Source organism: Amycolatopsis sp. NPDC058340, from assembly GCF_042723975.1.
Classification (GTDB): domain Bacteria; phylum Actinomycetota; class Actinomycetes; order Mycobacteriales; family Pseudonocardiaceae; genus Amycolatopsis.
On sequence record NZ_JBHXIB010000010.1, the window covers coordinates 63378 to 78857 of the forward strand.

Consider the following 15480-nt stretch of genomic DNA (forward strand, 5'->3'; position numbering starts at 1 on the left):
GACGGGGCGGGCCACGCGGGTTGCGTCCGTGTGGCACATCACACTTTCACTGCACGTCCATGATCCGCGACCGTCTCCCTTCATGAGAGCACTTTCGGTGAAAAGTTCACCGGAAGCGTGGGAGGGAGAGCACCATGAAACACATCGGCATCGTCCGCACCACCACCATCACCGGCGTCGTCGCGGCGCTGAGCCTGGCCGCCATCGTCCCGGCGCTGGCCAGCCCGTCTTACGGCGACCCGGTCACCACCGTGGCCGACCTCGACGGTGACGGGGAGATCGAGACCGTCAGCGCCCAGCTCACCGGCCCCGACGACCAGGTCATCTCGGCCACCGTGCACGGCACCTTCACCTCGATCCACCTCGGCGCCGACAGCTCCGTCCCGCTCGAGGCGCCGCGCGTCACCGACCTCAACGGCGACGGCCGCGCCGAACTGATCGTCACCCAGTCCGTCGGCGCGAACACCACGTTCTTCACCGCCCTGCACTACGACGGCCGCAACCTCGCCCAGGTCGTCGGCAACGACGGCAAGCCGCTGTCGGTCGCCGAAGGCGGTGGCGTCGCCGCCCACCTGGGTTACCAGTGCACCCCGTTCGAAGGCGGCCGCACCTTCGAAACCGTCGCGGCCGAAGCCGACGACGTCGGCGCCGACCCGCTCACCTACTCGGGCACGCGCACCGTCTACACCCTTCGCGACGGCGCGCTGACCACCCGGAAGACCATCCCGATCACGAGCCGTCCGGTGACCGACCCGGTGCTGGGCACCGACGCCGCCAGCTGCGACCAGACCGGGAGCTGACGCCGGTTTCGCCCGGCTCCGCTCCGCCAGGTCGCGAAAGCCACTTTCGCGACGTCTGATGTCCCGAAAGTGGCTTTCGCGACATGAGCGCCCGGGCCCCCGAAGGGAGCCTTCACAACGTCGCCGCCACTCCGCGGCGTTGCGAAAGCCCACCCCGACGACGAGCAAGTCCGTGAAGGCCCCCTTACCTACCCTGAGGGTAGTGAACGAGGCCCTCACCACCCTCAGACCTGATCCCCCAGCGCGTGAAGGCCCCCTTCCCCCGGCTGAGCCGAGGGAAGGGGGCCTTCACGCGCGATACGACTAAGGCGCGTAGGTCAGGCAGTTGGCGGCATGGTCACCCTCGCCCGGTCCGACGCGGACACTCGACGCGGTGCATTCCAGCGCGGAATTGTGGCGGCAGTCGGCCCGGGAGCAGGCTCCCACCTGCGCCGTCACCCGATCGAGCCCGCCCTTGGTATTGAGCGGGACGAACGTTCCGCAATCGGCCGAACCATTACCGCCGCCCACCGTGATGGCGAAAGCGTGACAGCCGTCGTGGTTGTACGAACATCCGCTGACCGTGCATTCGTGGACGGCGGGCATTTCGGTGGTGGTCATAACGACTCCTGTACTTCGTGGTGGTGGTGTCGTTCGGTGTGACCAGGGTCGCACCGGCCCGTTCCGGCGGCAATTCGGGAAAATTCATTCACGTCCGGCGAGCAACCGGTCCAGCCAGGAGTCCCGGGCGGCGAGACACGATCGGGCGACGGCCGTTTCCGGTGCGAGATCGTAAAAGCCGTGGAACGCGCCGCCCCAGACGTGCAATTCCGCCTCTCCCCCGGCGGCCCAGATCGCATTCGCGTACGCCACGGCCTCGTCGCGGAACACCTCGGCGGCGGCGACGTCGATGAACGTCGGTGGCAACCCGCCGAGATCCGTCGCGCGGGCCGGGGCGGCATACTGCGACACATCGGGACCGCCTCGCCGGTCGCCGAGGACCATCGTCCACGCGGTCAGGTTGCTGGTCCGGTCCCAGACGCCGACGCCGTCGTACCGCCGCGCGGACACGGTGTCGTTCCGGTCGTCGATCATCGGGCACTGGAGCAGCTGGCCGCACAGCGACGGCCCGCCGCGGTCACGCGCCAGCAGCGTGACACCGGCCGCGAGACCGCCTCCGCCGCTGCCGCCGAAGATGACCAGCTTGCCCGGGTCGAAACCCAGCTCGTCCGCGTGCGCGGCCATCCATTCCAGACCGGCGTAGCAGTCCTCCACCGGCACCGGATGCGGATGTTCGGGCGCGCGGCGGAATTCGACGGTGACCGCGACGGCGTCGTATTCCATCGCCCATTCGACGAGCGGACCCACCGACGCGAACCGGTCGCCCATCACCATTCCGCCGCCGTGCACGTGATAGATCCCCGGGCCGCCGCCTCGACGATCCCGGCGCGCGATGACCGAAACGACGATTTCCGCGCCGCCGTATCCGGGGATCGCGTGATCGGTCCAGGTGACCGGGCGGTCGCCGATCTGTTCTTCGATCGTCGGGAACGGCAATGCCCGGTACCGCTCCAATTGATCCGCCGTCATGCCGACCGGCACCTTTCCCTTCAGCGCGGGCAGTACGGCGGCGAGTTCGGGATCGTATGCGGGTTCCACCATCCGCGCGAGCCTAGCCAGCGGGCGCAGACGATCCGTATACGCCGGGTCAGAGATCCAAGTCGAGCCGGGAAGACGCACGCGAGACGCAGCAGTACATCCGCCCCGCCGCCGCGCCGATGTCGTCGCGGTGCTCCGGCTCCCCGCCGGCGACGCGGATCTCGCAACTGCCGCAAACACCTTCACGGCAGCCGGACGGGATCCGGAACCCCGCGTGGTTCAAGGCGTCCAGCAGGGATTCCTCCGCGGCGACCGGCACCGTCCGACCGGAGCGGACGCAGTTCACCTCGAACGGCACGGCGGGGGCGAATTCCCTTGCCACCGGCCGGAAACGTTCGAGGTGCAGGCGGTGCGCGGGGAACGCCGCCTCGGCCGCGTCGAGCATCGAAGCGGGGCCGCAGCAGTAGACCAGCGTGTCCGGGCCGAGTCCGGCCGCCAACGCGGCGAAATCGGGCCTTTCGCCCGCGTGCAGACTCACCCTGTCGCCGTACGCCGCCTTGAGCCCCGCGGCGAACGGCATGGTCGCTTCGGACCTGCCCACGTACACCAACCTGGCCGAGGGGCCCGCCGCCGCGAGCATCGGCAGGATGGGCGTGATGCCGATCCCGCCCGCGACGAACAGGTACTCCGGGGCAGGCAGCAACGGGAAGTTGTTGCGCGGCAACGAGACATCGAGGGTCCGGCCCGCGCGCAGGAACAGGTGGACGTACTCCGAACCGCCCCGGCTCAGCCGGTCCCACCGGACGGCGACCCGGTAGCTGCCGCGATCGGCCGGGTCACCGCACAGGGAATACTGCCGGGTCAGCCAGTTCGGCAGGGACAGATCGACATGCGCTCCCGGCTCCCAGGGCGCCAAAGGTCCCTCTGCGCCGCGCAGCACCAGCGAGACGACACCTTCGGCGACCGGCTCCACGCGGTCGAGAACGGTCTTCTGCGTCAACGGGATCACCTCAGTACAACTGCCGGTAGCCGGTTTCGAGCATGTTCTCCACCACCGCGGGATCGGCGTCGAGCCCCATCTGCTCGGCGGCGATCTCGCCGACGGACGGCAATTCGTCCGCCAGTGCCTGGCTGGCGGGATCCCAGAGCCGGGACCGGATCAGCGCGCGGCCGCAGTGGAAGAAGGTCTCCACCACGTCGACGATGATCGCCAAGACCGCGGGTTTGCCTTCGGTGCGCATCCTGGCGAGCACGTCCGGCTCGTCGGTCGGATAGGCACGACCGTTGACGCGGAACACCTCCCGCATGCCCGGGATCACGAACATCAGGCCGATCCCGTCGTTCTCCGCGAGGTTGCGGAAGGAGTCGGCGAGTTTGTTGCCCGGCCGGTCGGGGATCGCCAAGGTGCGCTCGTCGAGCACCTTCACGAAGCCGGGGTAGTCGCCGCGCGGCGAGCAGTCGGGCAGGCCCGTCGCGTCCGACGTCGCCATCGCCAGGAACGGGGCATGGGCGATGAACAGGTGGCCGAGCCGGTCGATCCGGTCGTGGACCTTGGCCTTGATCATGGCCTCCGGCTCCCCCAGCCGGGCACGGACCTCCTCGGGCGAAAGCCGGCGCGGACGCGTCTCTGTGCTGGTCATGGCACAATTATGAGCAATTGTTCAGCCCGCTCGCTACTCGCTTTCACGCCGCTTCACCGGGGGTGCCATGTCGTCGGAGCAACGACGGATCCAGCCACGTAAACAGCCGCGCCAGGTCCGTGCCGAGCTCACCAGGCAGCGCATCCTCACCGCGGCTGCTCACATTTTCGCCGAGTACGGGTACGCCGCGGGGACCACGAACCGGATCGCCGAACGGGCCCGGATCTCGATCGGCTCGCTGTATCAGTACTACCCGAACAAGGACGCGATCCTGGCCGAGTTGCTGACCCGCCATCTCGACGGTGACCGCGCCGCCGCGACGCTGCACCGGTACAAGGATTCGACGGAGCCGCTCGTGACCGTCATCCGGGAGTTCGTGCACACGGTGATCGAAAACCATCTCGACGATCCGCGGCTGCTGCAGATCATGATCGAGCGGGCGCCCCGCTCCGGTGAACTGCTGGACCGGGTCACCCGGCTGGAATGGGAGATGATCGGTGATCTGCGGGAGCTGCTCCACGGCCATCCCGAAGTCCGCGTGCGGGACAAGGACACCGCCGCCCGGCTCGTCGCGTCGACCGTGGAGCTGACCGTGCACCAGCTCATCGCCGCGCCCGGCTCCATCGACGTCACGCGGCTCGAGAACGAGCTCGTCGCGATGATCACCGGCTACCTGATTTCCGGGGGTTGACCAGGCGATGACCGGGTATTCACCGGTGTGAGCCGACTTGGGGACAGCCTGCGCGGCCTCACCGCCCGATGGCGGCGGCGAGGCGGCGCACTCGCGCTGATCTGGACCTTGATCACCTTCGGCCTGGTCACGATGCTGTGGTTGTCCGGCTTCCGCGCGTGGCCGGTGTACCTGACCGCGGCGCCGGGCGCCGTCGTCTCCGTGCTGCTGTGGATCGGTGTCGCGCGCACCCGCCGCCGGAGGGGCGCCGAGAAACAGCCGAGCGGTTGAGCTACTTCAACGCGCGCGTGGCCAGCTGGTCGAATTCGCGATCCGGCAGGGTCCTGTTGAGTTCCAGGAGCTGCTCGGCGAGATGGCCGACGGCGTACCGCGTGTCGGGTTTCTCGGCTTCGATGGCGCGGCGGATGGCGTCCACGACCACCGAAGGGTCGGAGCCGTCGCTGAGCCCGGTTTCACCGTGCCGCGCCATGGCTTCCGCCATCTCCCGGTACGCCCCGTGGCCGGAGTTTTCCCGCAGCTGCGCGGAAGTCTGGTCCTCGAACTCGGTCTTGACGATCCCCGGCTGGATGATGACGACGTCGATGCCGAAGGGCTCGACCTCCATCCGGAGCGTGTCGGAGAAGGCTTCGAGCGCGTGCTTCGACGCGTAGTACCAAGCGCCGAACGGCAAGGCGATCTCACCGCCGATCGACGAGACGTTGACGATCGTGCCGGATCGCGCGCCCCGCATGGCGGGCAAGACGAGCTGAACGAGCCTGGCGGGCGCCAGGAGATTGACTTCGAGCTGGTCGCGCGCGCTGGCGAGCGGCACGTCTTCGACGGCGCCGTGCAGCACGGTGCCCGCGTTGTTGACCAGGACGTCGATCCGTTGCCGCTCTTCGAGAACGGTACCGACCGCCTGGCGGAGATCGTCCTCGCTCCGGGCGTCCATCTTCAGCACCCGGCCGCCCGCCTCGCGGAGGTCGTCCATCTTCTCCACGCGCCGCGCGGCGCCGTAGACGATGTGCCCGGCGCGCAGGAGTTCCAGCGCGGTGGCGTGGCCGATCCCCGACGAAGCACCGGTGACCAGGCAGACCTTGGCCGTCATCGCGGGTGCACCTCCTGATCTTTCGGCTACTTCGAAACCGTAGGCTCGTTTTTCCCTTTCCTGCAACACAAAACCTAGAATCGATGCAATGACCATGACACTGAATGCACCGGAGGACGCGTGCCGGGAAACCGCCTGACCCGCGACGAGCGCGGGCAGATCGCGTCGGGGCTGTCGGCGGGGCTCTCCTACGCCGAAATCGCCCGTCGGATGGAACGCCCCAAATCGACCGTGATCCGGGAAGTGGCGCGCAACGGCGGCGCCCACGGCTACCGGCCGGATCAGGCGCAGCAGGCGACGCGATGGCGGGCGCGCCGCCGCAAACCCGTCCCGCCGACCAGCGTCCCGCAACCCCCGGAAACGCTGCGCGACTTCGAAACCGAATTCGCCGAGACGATGACCGCGACCGGCGTCCCGGCGATGATGGCCAGGGTCCTGGCCTGTCTGTTCACCGCGGACACCGGCGGCGGCACCGCCGCCGAACTGGTCGCCAGGCTGGAGGTCAGCCCCGCGTCGGTGTCCAAGGCCGTCGGCTGGCTCGAACAACGCGGCCTGATCACTCGCGAGCGTGAGGGCCGGCGGCAGCGATACGTCATCGACGAAGACTTCGGCTACCGCGCCTGGCAGACGAGTCTCGAAGCGATGACCCAATGGGCGGAGGTCACCCGGCGAGGTGCCGCCCTGCTCGACGGCCCGGCCGGGGCGCGGCTGGACGCCACCAGCCGGTTCTTCCGGCATCTGCGCGAGGACATGAGCGAGGCGGCCGAACACCGGCGGCGGACGAGCCCGCGCTGACGGGGCGGGCGAGGAAAGCCGCCCGCCCCGTCCGGAACGCCGTGGCGTCACCCACGCTTGAATTCCTCCCAGGTCACCTTCTTCACCTTGGGGCCGTCGTCCTTGGCGTGGCTCGCCAGCCCGTTGAGACCCTTGAAGTAGTCACCGGCCTGGGCCTGCGCCTGCGGCGACATGTCGGTGTCGCTGATCGCGATGCCGTGGATGTGCTCCACCCAGTCGCCCTGGCTCGGCGTGCGGTGCCACGCGGCGAACCCGACCTCGCGCAGTGCCTTCACCGCGGCGGTCTTGTTCGAGATGTTGTTCACCGAGATGTCGACGGCGCCGCCACCGTCGTGCGTCCCGCCCGAAGCGCCGACACCGCCGGCGTTGTACGAGCCCTGCGTGATGGTGAACTTGACCCCGGCCTTCTTCTCCGCGGCCGCGATCATGTCGGCGGTGCGCTTGTTGACCGTCTTGCCGTCCAGGCTGGTCTTCGAGCCGACGCTGATCGGCGCGGTCACGGTGTAGCGGCCCTTGCCCAGCTCGGTCAGCGAGCCCTTGCCGGGCAGACCGCTCGCGGCGAGGCCGCTGTGCCCGAGCGACTTCTGGTACTTCTGGTACGCGGTCACCGTCGACGTGCCGAAGTGCCCGTCGACCTGCTTCTTGTCGAGCAGGTTCTTCGCGGCCAGCGCCTGCTCGACCACCTTGACGCTCTCACCGGAGCCCGGCGTGATCGACTGGTCGGCCTTGTACGGATCCCACATGGCCGCCTTGACCACGGCCTCCATGTTGACCGAGGGTGCGGCCACCGCGGGCTGTGCCGCCGTCATCCCCAGCGTGGCCCCGGACAGAGCGGCGAACATCGCGGCGGTTGCCACCTTGCGCATGACTGCTCCTTCACTCGATGGCTGCTCCCCGTGAGCAGCTCGTGACCGACACTGGCCCGGAAGCGGTGTCAGCGGGAACCGCCTGTACGGAACGTCTGACGTCAAAAACCGCAGGTTGACAGCGTTTGACAGCAGCTGGAGCGGCCCGATCCCGCTGGTCAGCGCGGCGATCCGGACACTCTTCGCGATATAGTCACCAAGCCGCGAAGAGTGACGAAAAGCGTTGTCACGTTGGACACGATCGCGAGGGGGAGCGTGCCGGAACCGCGAACAGGAGAACGGGCGCCGGAGCTCGAAGCGTTCATGGACGAGCTACGGAAGCTCCGGACGCGAGCCGGGGAGCCGTCCTTTCGGAAAATGGCCGCGAAGTCCGGCGCGGTGTCCCACGCGACCCTGCACCTCACCGTCACCGGCAAGCGATTGCAGCCGTGGGAGACGGTCCGGGAGTTCGTCCGAGCCTGCGACGGTGACGAAGAGGAATGGCACGCCCGATGGCAGGGCGTCCAACTCGTGCTCTCCGCCGACCGCGAACCGGATCCCGCGCCGCGGTCGCGCTCCAAACTCCTCCTGGTGACGCTCGCCCTCGTCGCCGTCGTCACGATCGCCGCCGTCGTGCTCGTCCTGCTGCCGGACGCGCGGGACCCGTCCGCGCCGCCCCATCCCGGCGACGCGAGCAAATTCGTCGCCGACGTCACCATCCCCGACGACACCGTGGTCAAACCGGGCAGCCAGTTCGTGAAGGTGTGGGAACTCAAGAACACCGGCACCGTCGAATGGCGGAAACGGTATCTGCGCCGCACCGACCTCCCGGTCGCGCCCGGCGCCTGCCGCACCCCGGACCGGATCCCGGTCAACGACACCGCCCCGCAGGGGAACGTGCAGGTGACGGTCACCGTGAGCGCCCCGCCCACCGCACCCGCCGACTGCAAGGTCTTCTGGAAGATGGTCGACGAAGAGAACCGGGAACTCTTCCCGGCCAGCAGGCCGATCTACTTCTCGGTGCTCGTGCGCGCCTGAGCCGGTGAAAACACCTCGATCGGCCGGGAAAGTGCGCTGCCCCAGCATTCCGGGCTCCCTACGCTGAATTCCGCGCACGAGAACCACAAAGTCCTCGGGAGACTCCAGTGAGAGCAACGAGAATCGTGTTCTGCGCCCTGTTCGCCCTCGGCGCAGCCTGCCTTTCCCCGGCGGCCTCGGCGGCGGGGAACGCGTTCGCCCTGTCCAGCACCGCTTTCGCCGACGGCGGTCTCATGCCCAAGGTGCACGAGTGCACCAGCGGCGGCGGGCAGGATCCGGCCAAGAAGAACGAGTCGCCACCGCTGGCCTGGTCGGGCGCGCCCGCCGTGGCGAAGAGCTACGCGATCGTCATGCGCGACCTCGACAACGCCGGCCTCATCCATTGGGTCATCTACGACATCCCGGCGTCCACGGCTTCGCTCCCCCAGAACGTCCAGCACGTCTACCGGCCCCCGGTGCCCGCCGGCTCCAGGCAGGTCTACTACCGGGGGAGCGCCAGCCTCTACGGCTACCAGGGCCCGTGCTCGCCCTCGACGGTGAACACCTACGAGTTCGTCGTGCACGCCCTCGACCGGGCGTCGCTCACCGGCCTGAACTCCGGTTCGTCGACCCAAGCCGCCGCCAGGGCGATCACCGCGGCTTCGATCGGTTCGGCGAGGATCACCGGCGAGTCGTAAGTCCCCTGGTCATCCGTGGCAAAATCGGCCCAATGCGGATCGGGATGCTGGGGCCCTTCGAGGTGCACACGGACGACGGCGGGCTCGCCGACGTGCCGGGCGCACGGCTGCGCGGGCTGTTGATCGCCCTCGCGCTCGAGCCGGGCCGTGTGGTCCCGAAAGCGACGCTCGTCGACTGGATCTGGGGCGAGCAGCCGCCCGCCGACGCGACGAACGCCTTGCAGCGCTTGGTTTCCCGGCTGCGGAAGGTGCTTCCCGACGGCGTGGTCGAGGGACAGACCGACGGCTACCGGCTGAAGGTGGCGCCCGAAGACGTCGACGCCGTGCGCTTCGAGCGGCTCGTCGGCCAGTCCCGCGGCGAAGAGGAGCCACGGCGGCTGCGCGAAGCTCTCGGGCTGTGGCGCGGGGCGGCCATGCAGGACGTCGGCCTGCAGGACAGCGGCGCCTTCGACGCCGCGGTCACCCGGCTCGAAGGGCTTCGCCTGACGGCGTTGGAAGACCGGTTCGACGCGGAACTCGACCTCGGCCACGGCGCGAAGCTGGTCACCGAGCTGACCGACCTGGTGGCCGCGCACCCGCTGCGCGAGCGGCTCGTCGCCGCGCTGATACGCGCCCTCGCGGCGACCGGCCGTGACACGGAAGCGCTGCTCGTGTACCAGCGCACGAGGGAGGCACTGGCCGACGCGCTCGGCGTCGACCCCTCGCCCGAGCTGTCCGCGGTGCACGTCCAGCTGCTGCGGGGTGAGCTGGGGCGGCGCGAAGAGAACCGCAAGACCAACGTGCGCGCCGAGCTGACCAGCTTCGTCGGCAAGGACGACGACGTCGCCAAGGTCCGCGAGCTCGTCGCCGGCCACCGGCTCACCACCCTGATCGGGCCCGGCGGTTCGGGAAAGACCAGGCTGGCCACGGAAACCGCGCGCACCGTGCTCGGCGACCTGCCGGACGGGGCGTGGCTGGTGGAGCTCGCGGCCATCGGACCGGATGGGGATGTCGCGCAAGCGACCCTCGCCGCGCTCGGCCTGCGGGACGCGCTGCTCGGCGACTCGTCGAACGCCGAACCCGCCGAGCGGGTCGTCGCCGCGATCCGCGACCGGGAAGTCCTGCTGATCCTGGACAACTGCGAGCACGTGATCGAGGCGGCCGCGGCCTTCGCCCATCGGGTGCTCGGGGAATGCCGCCGTCTCCGGATCCTGGCGACGAGCCGGGAGCCGCTCGGCATCACCGGCGAGACGTTGTGGCACGTCGTGCCGCTGGCCGTCCCGGACCGGCACGCCGCCCCCGGCGAGATCGAATCCTCCCCCGCCGTCCGGCTGCTGAGGGACCGGGCGAGCGCGGTGCGCAAGGATTTCGTGGCCGACAAGACCACGCTGGCCACGATGGCGCGCGTGTGCCGGATCCTGGACGGGATGCCACTGGCGATCGAACTGGCCGCGGCCAGGCTGCGCACGATGTCCATCGAGCAGCTCGCGAACCGGCTCGACGACCGGTTCCGCCTGCTCACCGGCGGCAGCCGGACCGCGCTGCCCCGGCACCGGACGTTGCGCGCCATGGTCGACTGGAGCTGGGAGCTGCTGTCCGAGGCCGAGCGGACGGTCCTGTGCCGTCTCTCGGTGTTCTCCGGCGGGGCGAGCCTGGAAGCGGCCGAGCGCGTCTGCGTGAGCGAGGCCGTCGAGGAATACGAAGTCCTCGAACTGCTCACCACGCTGACCGAGAAGTCGCTGCTGGTCTCCGCGGGCGACGAAGCGCCGCGCTACCGGATGCTCGGCACGATCAAGGAGTACGCCGCGCAACGGCTCGCCGAAGCGGACGGAACGCTGCTGGCGCGCCACGCGCATCTCGCGTATTTCACCGATCTCGCCGAGGCCGCGGAGCCGATGCTGCGCCGCGCCGAGCAGCTGGAATGGCTCGCCAAGCTCAACGCCGAACACGACAACATCACCGCCGCGATGCGCGGTGCCCTCACGGCGGGCGAAGCACCGGAAGCGATGCGGCTCGCGGCGGCCTGTGGCTGGTACTGGTGGCTCAGCGGGCACCGCACGGAAGGCATGGAGCTGGTCAGCGCGGCCGTGGCGACGCCTGGCGAGGTGCCCGAAGAGGTCGCGGCCGTCGTGTACGGGCTCGTCTCGCTCTTCGTGAGTTCCGGTTTCGCCGACGAACGCACCGCGGCGAAGTGGATCCACGAGTCGTACCGGCTGAGCACGCGCATCGAGAAGAAGCATCCGCTGCTGGGGCTCGTCGTCCCGCTCGAACGCATGCTGGCCGGCGACGAGGCGCTGTCGGCGTGGGAGCCGGTGCTGGCGGACGGAAACGCTTGGGTCCGCGCGCTGGGGAGGCTGCACCTCGGCAAGACGCGGATCTCGCTCGGCCACCCCGGCCGGGAGGCCGACGAATATCTCGAACAGGCGCTCGACGAGTTCCGGGCCATCGGCGAACGGTTCGGGATCTCGTTCGCCCTGACCGAACTGGCGGACCGGCTCGCCACCCGCGGCGAGTTCGCCACCGCGTGCGAGTACTACGAACAGGCGGTCACGGTGGTGACCGAGGTCGGGTCCGTCGAGGACCTGATCCGGCTGCGGTCGCGGCAGGCACAGCTGTTCTGGCTGATGGGCGACGAGGAGGCCAGCGCGGCCGCCGCGGCCGACGCGGAGCGACGCGCCGAACGGGTCACCTGGCCGGGCGCGCTGGGCATGTTCGCCCTTTCGCAGGCGGAACTCCTCCACTGGCGCGGCGAAACCGAGGAAGCGGCGAAGCAGCTCGATTTCGCGACGACCGTGATGGGCGACGAAGCGGGGCTGGGACACGTCCGCGCCATCACCCACGACCTTCTCGGCTACTTCACGGACGATCTCGACCGGTCTCGTGCACATCGGGAATCGGCCTATCAGGCGGCACGTGAGGTGCAGTACCAGCCCTTGATCGCCCACGTGCTCGTCGGGATCGCGGATCTGGCCCTGCGCCAGGACGCTCCCGAGCAGGCCGCGCGGCTGCTCGGGGCGGCCGACGGACTGCGCGGCCTGCCCGATCGGTCCCGTCCGGACGTGACCCGGATCGAGGAGACAGTGCTGCGCCGCCTCGGCGAAGCGAAATTCGCGGAGGCGGCGCGAGAAGGCACCGAAGCGGACTGGAAGCGGCTGGCCGAGGTCACGCTCGCTTCTTGAACGTCGAGGACGCCCACAGGTATCCGGCGAGCGCGATCCCGGCGCACCAGCCGAGGGCGGGGAACACGTCGCCCGCGGCGGGCGCCCCGTCGAGCAGGCCGCGCAGGGTCTCGATGATCGGCGTGAACGGCTGGTACTGCGCGAACTCCCGCAGCCCCGGCCCCATCTTCTCGGCGGGCACGATCGCGCTGCTGAAGAACGGCAGCATGACCAGCGGCACCGAGGCCATCCCCGCGGTTTCCGGGGATTTCGCCGCCAGCCCCAGCGCGACCGTGAGCCAGGCCGCCGCGAAACCGAGCAGGACGACGATGCCGACCACGCCGAGCCAGTCGAGGAAACCGGCCGCCGGGGAGAAGCCCAGCAGGAAGGCCACCCCGGTGAGCGCCGCGATGGCGACCAGGTTGGTCAGCACGCTGGCGATGACGTGCCCGGTCAGCACCGCGCCGCGGGAGACGTCCATGACCTTGAACCGGTTGATGATGCCCTTGGTCATGTCGGAGTTCACCGCGGTCGCGGTGGCCCCGAGGCCGTAGCAGACGGCCAGCAGCATCAAACCCGGTGTCGCGTAATCGATGTAGTCGACGCCGACGCTGAACGCGTCCCCGAAGACGTACACGAACATCAGCATCATCACGACCGGCATCAGGATCGCGTTGAACACCGAAGTCGGGTTGCGGACGAGGTGTTTGAAGTTACGGCGCAACATCACCGTCGAGGGGGAATTCATTTCGCTGCCTCCGTGTCGTGGCCCGTCAGGGCGAGGAAAACGTCATCGAGATCGGGGGTGTGGACGGAGAACTCTTCGGCGGCGATCGAGTACTCGTCGAGCCGGTCCAGCAGCGAGCGCAGGGATTTCGTCCCGGCGTCGCTGGGGACGCGCAGGGCGAGCTCCTCGTCGTCGCGGGCGGCTCCGGGGAAGATCCGCGCCGCCGCGTCGAGTTCGGCGACAGTGGTGAAGCGGAGCCGGACGTGCGTGCCGGGCATCCGGCGCTTGAGCTCGCCGGGCGTGCCCTGTGCGACAAGGCGGCCCTGGTCGAGGACCGCGATCCGATCGGCGAGCTGGTCGGCTTCTTCGAGGTACTGGGTGGTGAGGAAGACGGTCACGCCGCCCGCCACCAGTTCGCGGATGATCGACCACATCGTGCGGCGGCTGCGCGGGTCCAGGCCCGTGGTGGGCTCGTCGAGGAAGATGATCCGCGGATCGCCGACGAGCGTCATCGCCAGATCCAGCTTCCGGCGCATCCCGCCGGAGTAGGTCGACGCCTGCTTGCGCGCCGATTCCACCAGGTCGAAGCGTTCCAGCAGCTCGCAAACGACGCCCTCGCGTGCGGCGCCGCGGCTCAGGTCCACCATCAGCTGGAGGTTCTCCTGGCCGGTCAGCAGTTCGTCGACCGCCGCGAACTGGCCGGTGACGCCGATCGCGGCACGTACCGCCTTGGCCTCGGTCACGAGGTCGTGGCCCGCGACCTTCGCGGTTCCGCCGTCGGCCTTCATCAGGGTGGTCAGCAGGTTCACCGTCGTGGTCTTCCCGGCCCCGTTCGGGCCGAGCAGGGAGAAGATGGTGCCCGCCCGGACTTCGAGGTCTATGCCGTCGAGCACGACTTTGTCGCCGAAGGTCTTCCGCAGTCCGGAGACCGCGATCGCTGTGTCGTTCATGGGCACCACTCTGGAAGGCCGCGCTGACACGCCCCCGCCACGCCGCTGACACGGGTGGTGTCAGCGCCGTGTCAGCCGGATGTCAGGGCCCGCCGGAAGAGTGGTCGTCACAACCACCACGAAAGGCGAAGCGATGACTCAGACGGTTCCCGTCCCGCAGGGCCTCCCGATGGACCGCGACGCGGGCCCCTTCGACCCGCCCAGCGAGATCACCCGGCTGCGCGAGGCCCGCCCGGTGAGTCCCATGCACTTCCCCGACGGTCACGAAGGCTGGCTCGTCACCGGCTACGACGAGGTCCGGCAGCTGATGGCCGACACCCGGTTCAGCTCACGCCAGGACATCGGAATCCTGCACATGCCGTTCGAAACGCCGGGGATGCCCGTGCAGACCGAGCCCTCCCCGCCGATGCCGGGGATGTTCGTCGCCATGGACCCGCCGGACCACGGCCGGTTGCGGAAGAGGCTCACCGGCGCCTTCACCGTCAAGCGGATGAAGCAGCTCGAAGAGCACATCGTCGAGGTCACCGAGCGGCAGCTGGACGCGATTGCGGATCTGGTCCCGCCGATCGACCTGGTCAAGGAGTTCGCGCTGCCGGTGCCTTCGCTGGTGATCTGCGAACTGCTCGGCGTCCCGTACGAGGACCGCGAGAGTTTCCAGGCCAATTCCGCGCAGCTCATGGTCAGGGACCAGACCATGGAGGAGAAGATGGCCGCGTTCATCGGGATGAACACGTTCCTCACCGAACTGGTCACCCGCAAACGCGAGACGCCGGACGACGACATCCTGTCCGACCTCGGCCGCCACGAAGACCTCACCATCGAGGAACTGGCCGGTGCCGCGTTCCTGCTGCTGTTCGCCGGCCACGAGACCACCGCGAACATGCTGTCGCTGGGCACCTTCGCGCTCCTGGAGCACCCCGAGCAGCTGGCCGAACTGCGTGCCGACGCGGAGCTTCTGCCCGGTGCCGTCGAAGAGCTGCTTCGCTACCTGTCCGTCGCCGACATCTTCTACCGCTACGCCACGGAGGATCTGGAGCTCGGCGGCGAAACGATCCCCGCGGGGTCGACGGTCGTCATCTCCCTGCTGGCCGCGAACCGCGATCCGCGACGGTTCGAGAACCCCGACGACTTGGATCTGCACCGCAACGCCCGCGGCCTGCTGTCCTTCGGGCACGGCATCCACCAGTGCCTGGGCCAGCAGCTGGCGCGGATCGAGATGCGCGCGGGTTTCGAGGGATTGCTGCGCCGATTCCCGGATCTCGCGCTCGCCGTGCCCGCCGGCGAGGTCAAACTCAAGACCGACATGAACATCTACGGCGTCCACGAACTTCCGGTCACCTGGACGAAATAGCCTTTGTGAGTGGCGGGAAAGGCAAATGTGGCGTGTTGCGTGCCGGGGACCGGCCAATCGGGCTGGTCACGACCTCAACCGTCCACCAGTGGCACCAGAGCTCCCCACGTGCCCGATTTGAGTACTTCGCACGGGGGTCGTGAGTGGCAATGGTCGTTCTAACC

At 69.1% G+C, this 15480-nt stretch carries 16 protein-coding genes; 8 read left to right on the forward strand and 8 right to left on the reverse strand.

What is annotated here, in order from left to right:
• Positions 1-134: 134 nt before the first annotated feature.
• Positions 135-800, forward strand: a complete 666-nt coding sequence (locus tag ACFWIW_RS15055; protein WP_378368968.1) for a VCBS repeat-containing protein — start codon at positions 135-137, stop codon at positions 798-800.
• Positions 801-1103: 303 nt separating this feature from the next.
• On the opposite strand, the gene ACFWIW_RS15060 is transcribed toward ACFWIW_RS15055, so the two are convergent.
• From ACFWIW_RS15060 to ACFWIW_RS15075, 4 genes are all read right to left on the reverse strand, one after another.
• A complete protein-coding gene (locus ACFWIW_RS15060) occupies positions 1104-1400 on the reverse strand; it encodes a DUF1540 domain-containing protein (RefSeq protein WP_219145567.1) in 297 nt (98 codons plus the stop codon).
• A gap of 84 nt (positions 1401-1484) precedes the next feature.
• Positions 1485-2441 (reverse strand): alpha/beta hydrolase, encoded by a 957-nt coding sequence (locus ACFWIW_RS15065; RefSeq protein WP_378368969.1) that lies wholly within the window; start codon positions 2439-2441, stop codon positions 1485-1487.
• Positions 2442-2487: 46 nt separating this feature from the next.
• A complete protein-coding gene (locus tag ACFWIW_RS15070) occupies positions 2488-3384 on the reverse strand; it encodes a PDR/VanB family oxidoreductase (RefSeq protein WP_378369052.1) in 897 nt (298 codons plus the stop codon).
• Positions 3385-3388: 4 nt separating this feature from the next.
• A complete protein-coding gene (locus tag ACFWIW_RS15075) occupies positions 3389-4018 on the reverse strand; it encodes an MSMEG_1061 family FMN-dependent PPOX-type flavoprotein (protein WP_378368970.1) in 630 nt (209 codons plus the stop codon).
• Between the two features lie 67 nt (positions 4019-4085).
• Between ACFWIW_RS15075 and ACFWIW_RS15080 the strand changes: the two genes are divergently transcribed.
• Both ACFWIW_RS15080 and ACFWIW_RS15085 read left to right on the forward strand, forming a co-directional pair.
• Positions 4086-4709 carry a TetR/AcrR family transcriptional regulator gene (locus ACFWIW_RS15080; RefSeq protein ID WP_378368971.1) on the forward strand — a complete coding sequence of 208 codons (624 nt, stop codon included), beginning with the start codon at positions 4086-4088 and terminating at the stop codon, positions 4707-4709.
• Between the two features lie 27 nt (positions 4710-4736).
• Positions 4737-4979, forward strand: coding sequence for a hypothetical protein (locus ACFWIW_RS15085; RefSeq protein ID WP_378368972.1), 243 nt, complete (start codon positions 4737-4739; stop codon positions 4977-4979).
• A 1-nt stretch (position 4980) separates the two neighbouring features.
• On the opposite strand, the gene ACFWIW_RS15090 is transcribed toward ACFWIW_RS15085, so the two are convergent.
• Positions 4981-5796 carry an oxidoreductase gene (locus ACFWIW_RS15090; protein WP_378368973.1) on the reverse strand — a complete coding sequence of 272 codons (816 nt, stop codon included), beginning with the start codon at positions 5794-5796 and terminating at the stop codon, positions 4981-4983.
• A gap of 120 nt (positions 5797-5916) precedes the next feature.
• Here ACFWIW_RS15090 and ACFWIW_RS15095 point away from each other — a divergent pair, with 120 nt between their 5' ends.
• Positions 5917-6591 (forward strand): helix-turn-helix domain-containing protein, encoded by a 675-nt coding sequence (locus tag ACFWIW_RS15095; RefSeq protein ID WP_378368974.1) that lies wholly within the window; start codon positions 5917-5919, stop codon positions 6589-6591.
• Between the two features lie 47 nt (positions 6592-6638).
• Here ACFWIW_RS15095 and ACFWIW_RS15100 read toward each other — a convergent pair whose 3' ends face one another.
• Positions 6639-7457: a peptidoglycan-binding protein gene (locus ACFWIW_RS15100; protein ID WP_378368975.1), complete on the reverse strand. Its 819-nt coding sequence runs from the start codon at positions 7455-7457 to the stop codon at positions 6639-6641.
• Positions 7458-7712: 255 nt separating this feature from the next.
• Here ACFWIW_RS15100 and ACFWIW_RS15105 point away from each other — a divergent pair, with 255 nt between their 5' ends.
• The 3 genes from ACFWIW_RS15105 (at position 7713) to ACFWIW_RS15115 (ending at position 12309) form a co-directional block, all read left to right on the forward strand.
• On the forward strand, positions 7713-8474 hold the full coding sequence (locus ACFWIW_RS15105) for an NBR1-Ig-like domain-containing protein (protein ID WP_378368976.1): 762 nt from the start codon (positions 7713-7715) through the stop codon (positions 8472-8474).
• 125 nt (positions 8475-8599) lie between these two features.
• Positions 8600-9151: a YbhB/YbcL family Raf kinase inhibitor-like protein gene (locus ACFWIW_RS15110; protein WP_378369053.1), complete on the forward strand. Its 552-nt coding sequence runs from the start codon at positions 8600-8602 to the stop codon at positions 9149-9151.
• A gap of 32 nt (positions 9152-9183) precedes the next feature.
• Positions 9184-12309, forward strand: coding sequence for a BTAD domain-containing putative transcriptional regulator (locus tag ACFWIW_RS15115; protein WP_378368977.1), 3126 nt, complete (start codon positions 9184-9186; stop codon positions 12307-12309).
• Here ACFWIW_RS15115 and ACFWIW_RS15120 read toward each other — a convergent pair.
• Together ACFWIW_RS15120 and ACFWIW_RS15125 are read right to left on the reverse strand one after the other, a co-directional pair.
• A complete protein-coding gene (locus tag ACFWIW_RS15120) occupies positions 12293-13036 on the reverse strand; it encodes an ABC transporter permease (RefSeq protein WP_378368978.1) in 744 nt (247 codons plus the stop codon). The genes ACFWIW_RS15115 and ACFWIW_RS15120 overlap by 17 nt on opposite strands.
• Positions 13033-13965: an ATP-binding cassette domain-containing protein gene (locus ACFWIW_RS15125; protein WP_378368979.1), complete on the reverse strand. Its 933-nt coding sequence runs from the start codon at positions 13963-13965 to the stop codon at positions 13033-13035. Before ACFWIW_RS15125 ends, ACFWIW_RS15120 begins: the two co-directional genes overlap by 4 nt.
• Before the next feature lie 133 nt (positions 13966-14098).
• On the opposite strand from ACFWIW_RS15125, the gene ACFWIW_RS15130 reads away from it, so the two are divergent.
• Positions 14099-15316, forward strand: coding sequence for a cytochrome P450 (locus ACFWIW_RS15130; RefSeq protein ID WP_378368980.1), 1218 nt, complete (start codon positions 14099-14101; stop codon positions 15314-15316).
• The last annotated feature ends 164 nt before the right edge of the window (positions 15317-15480 follow it).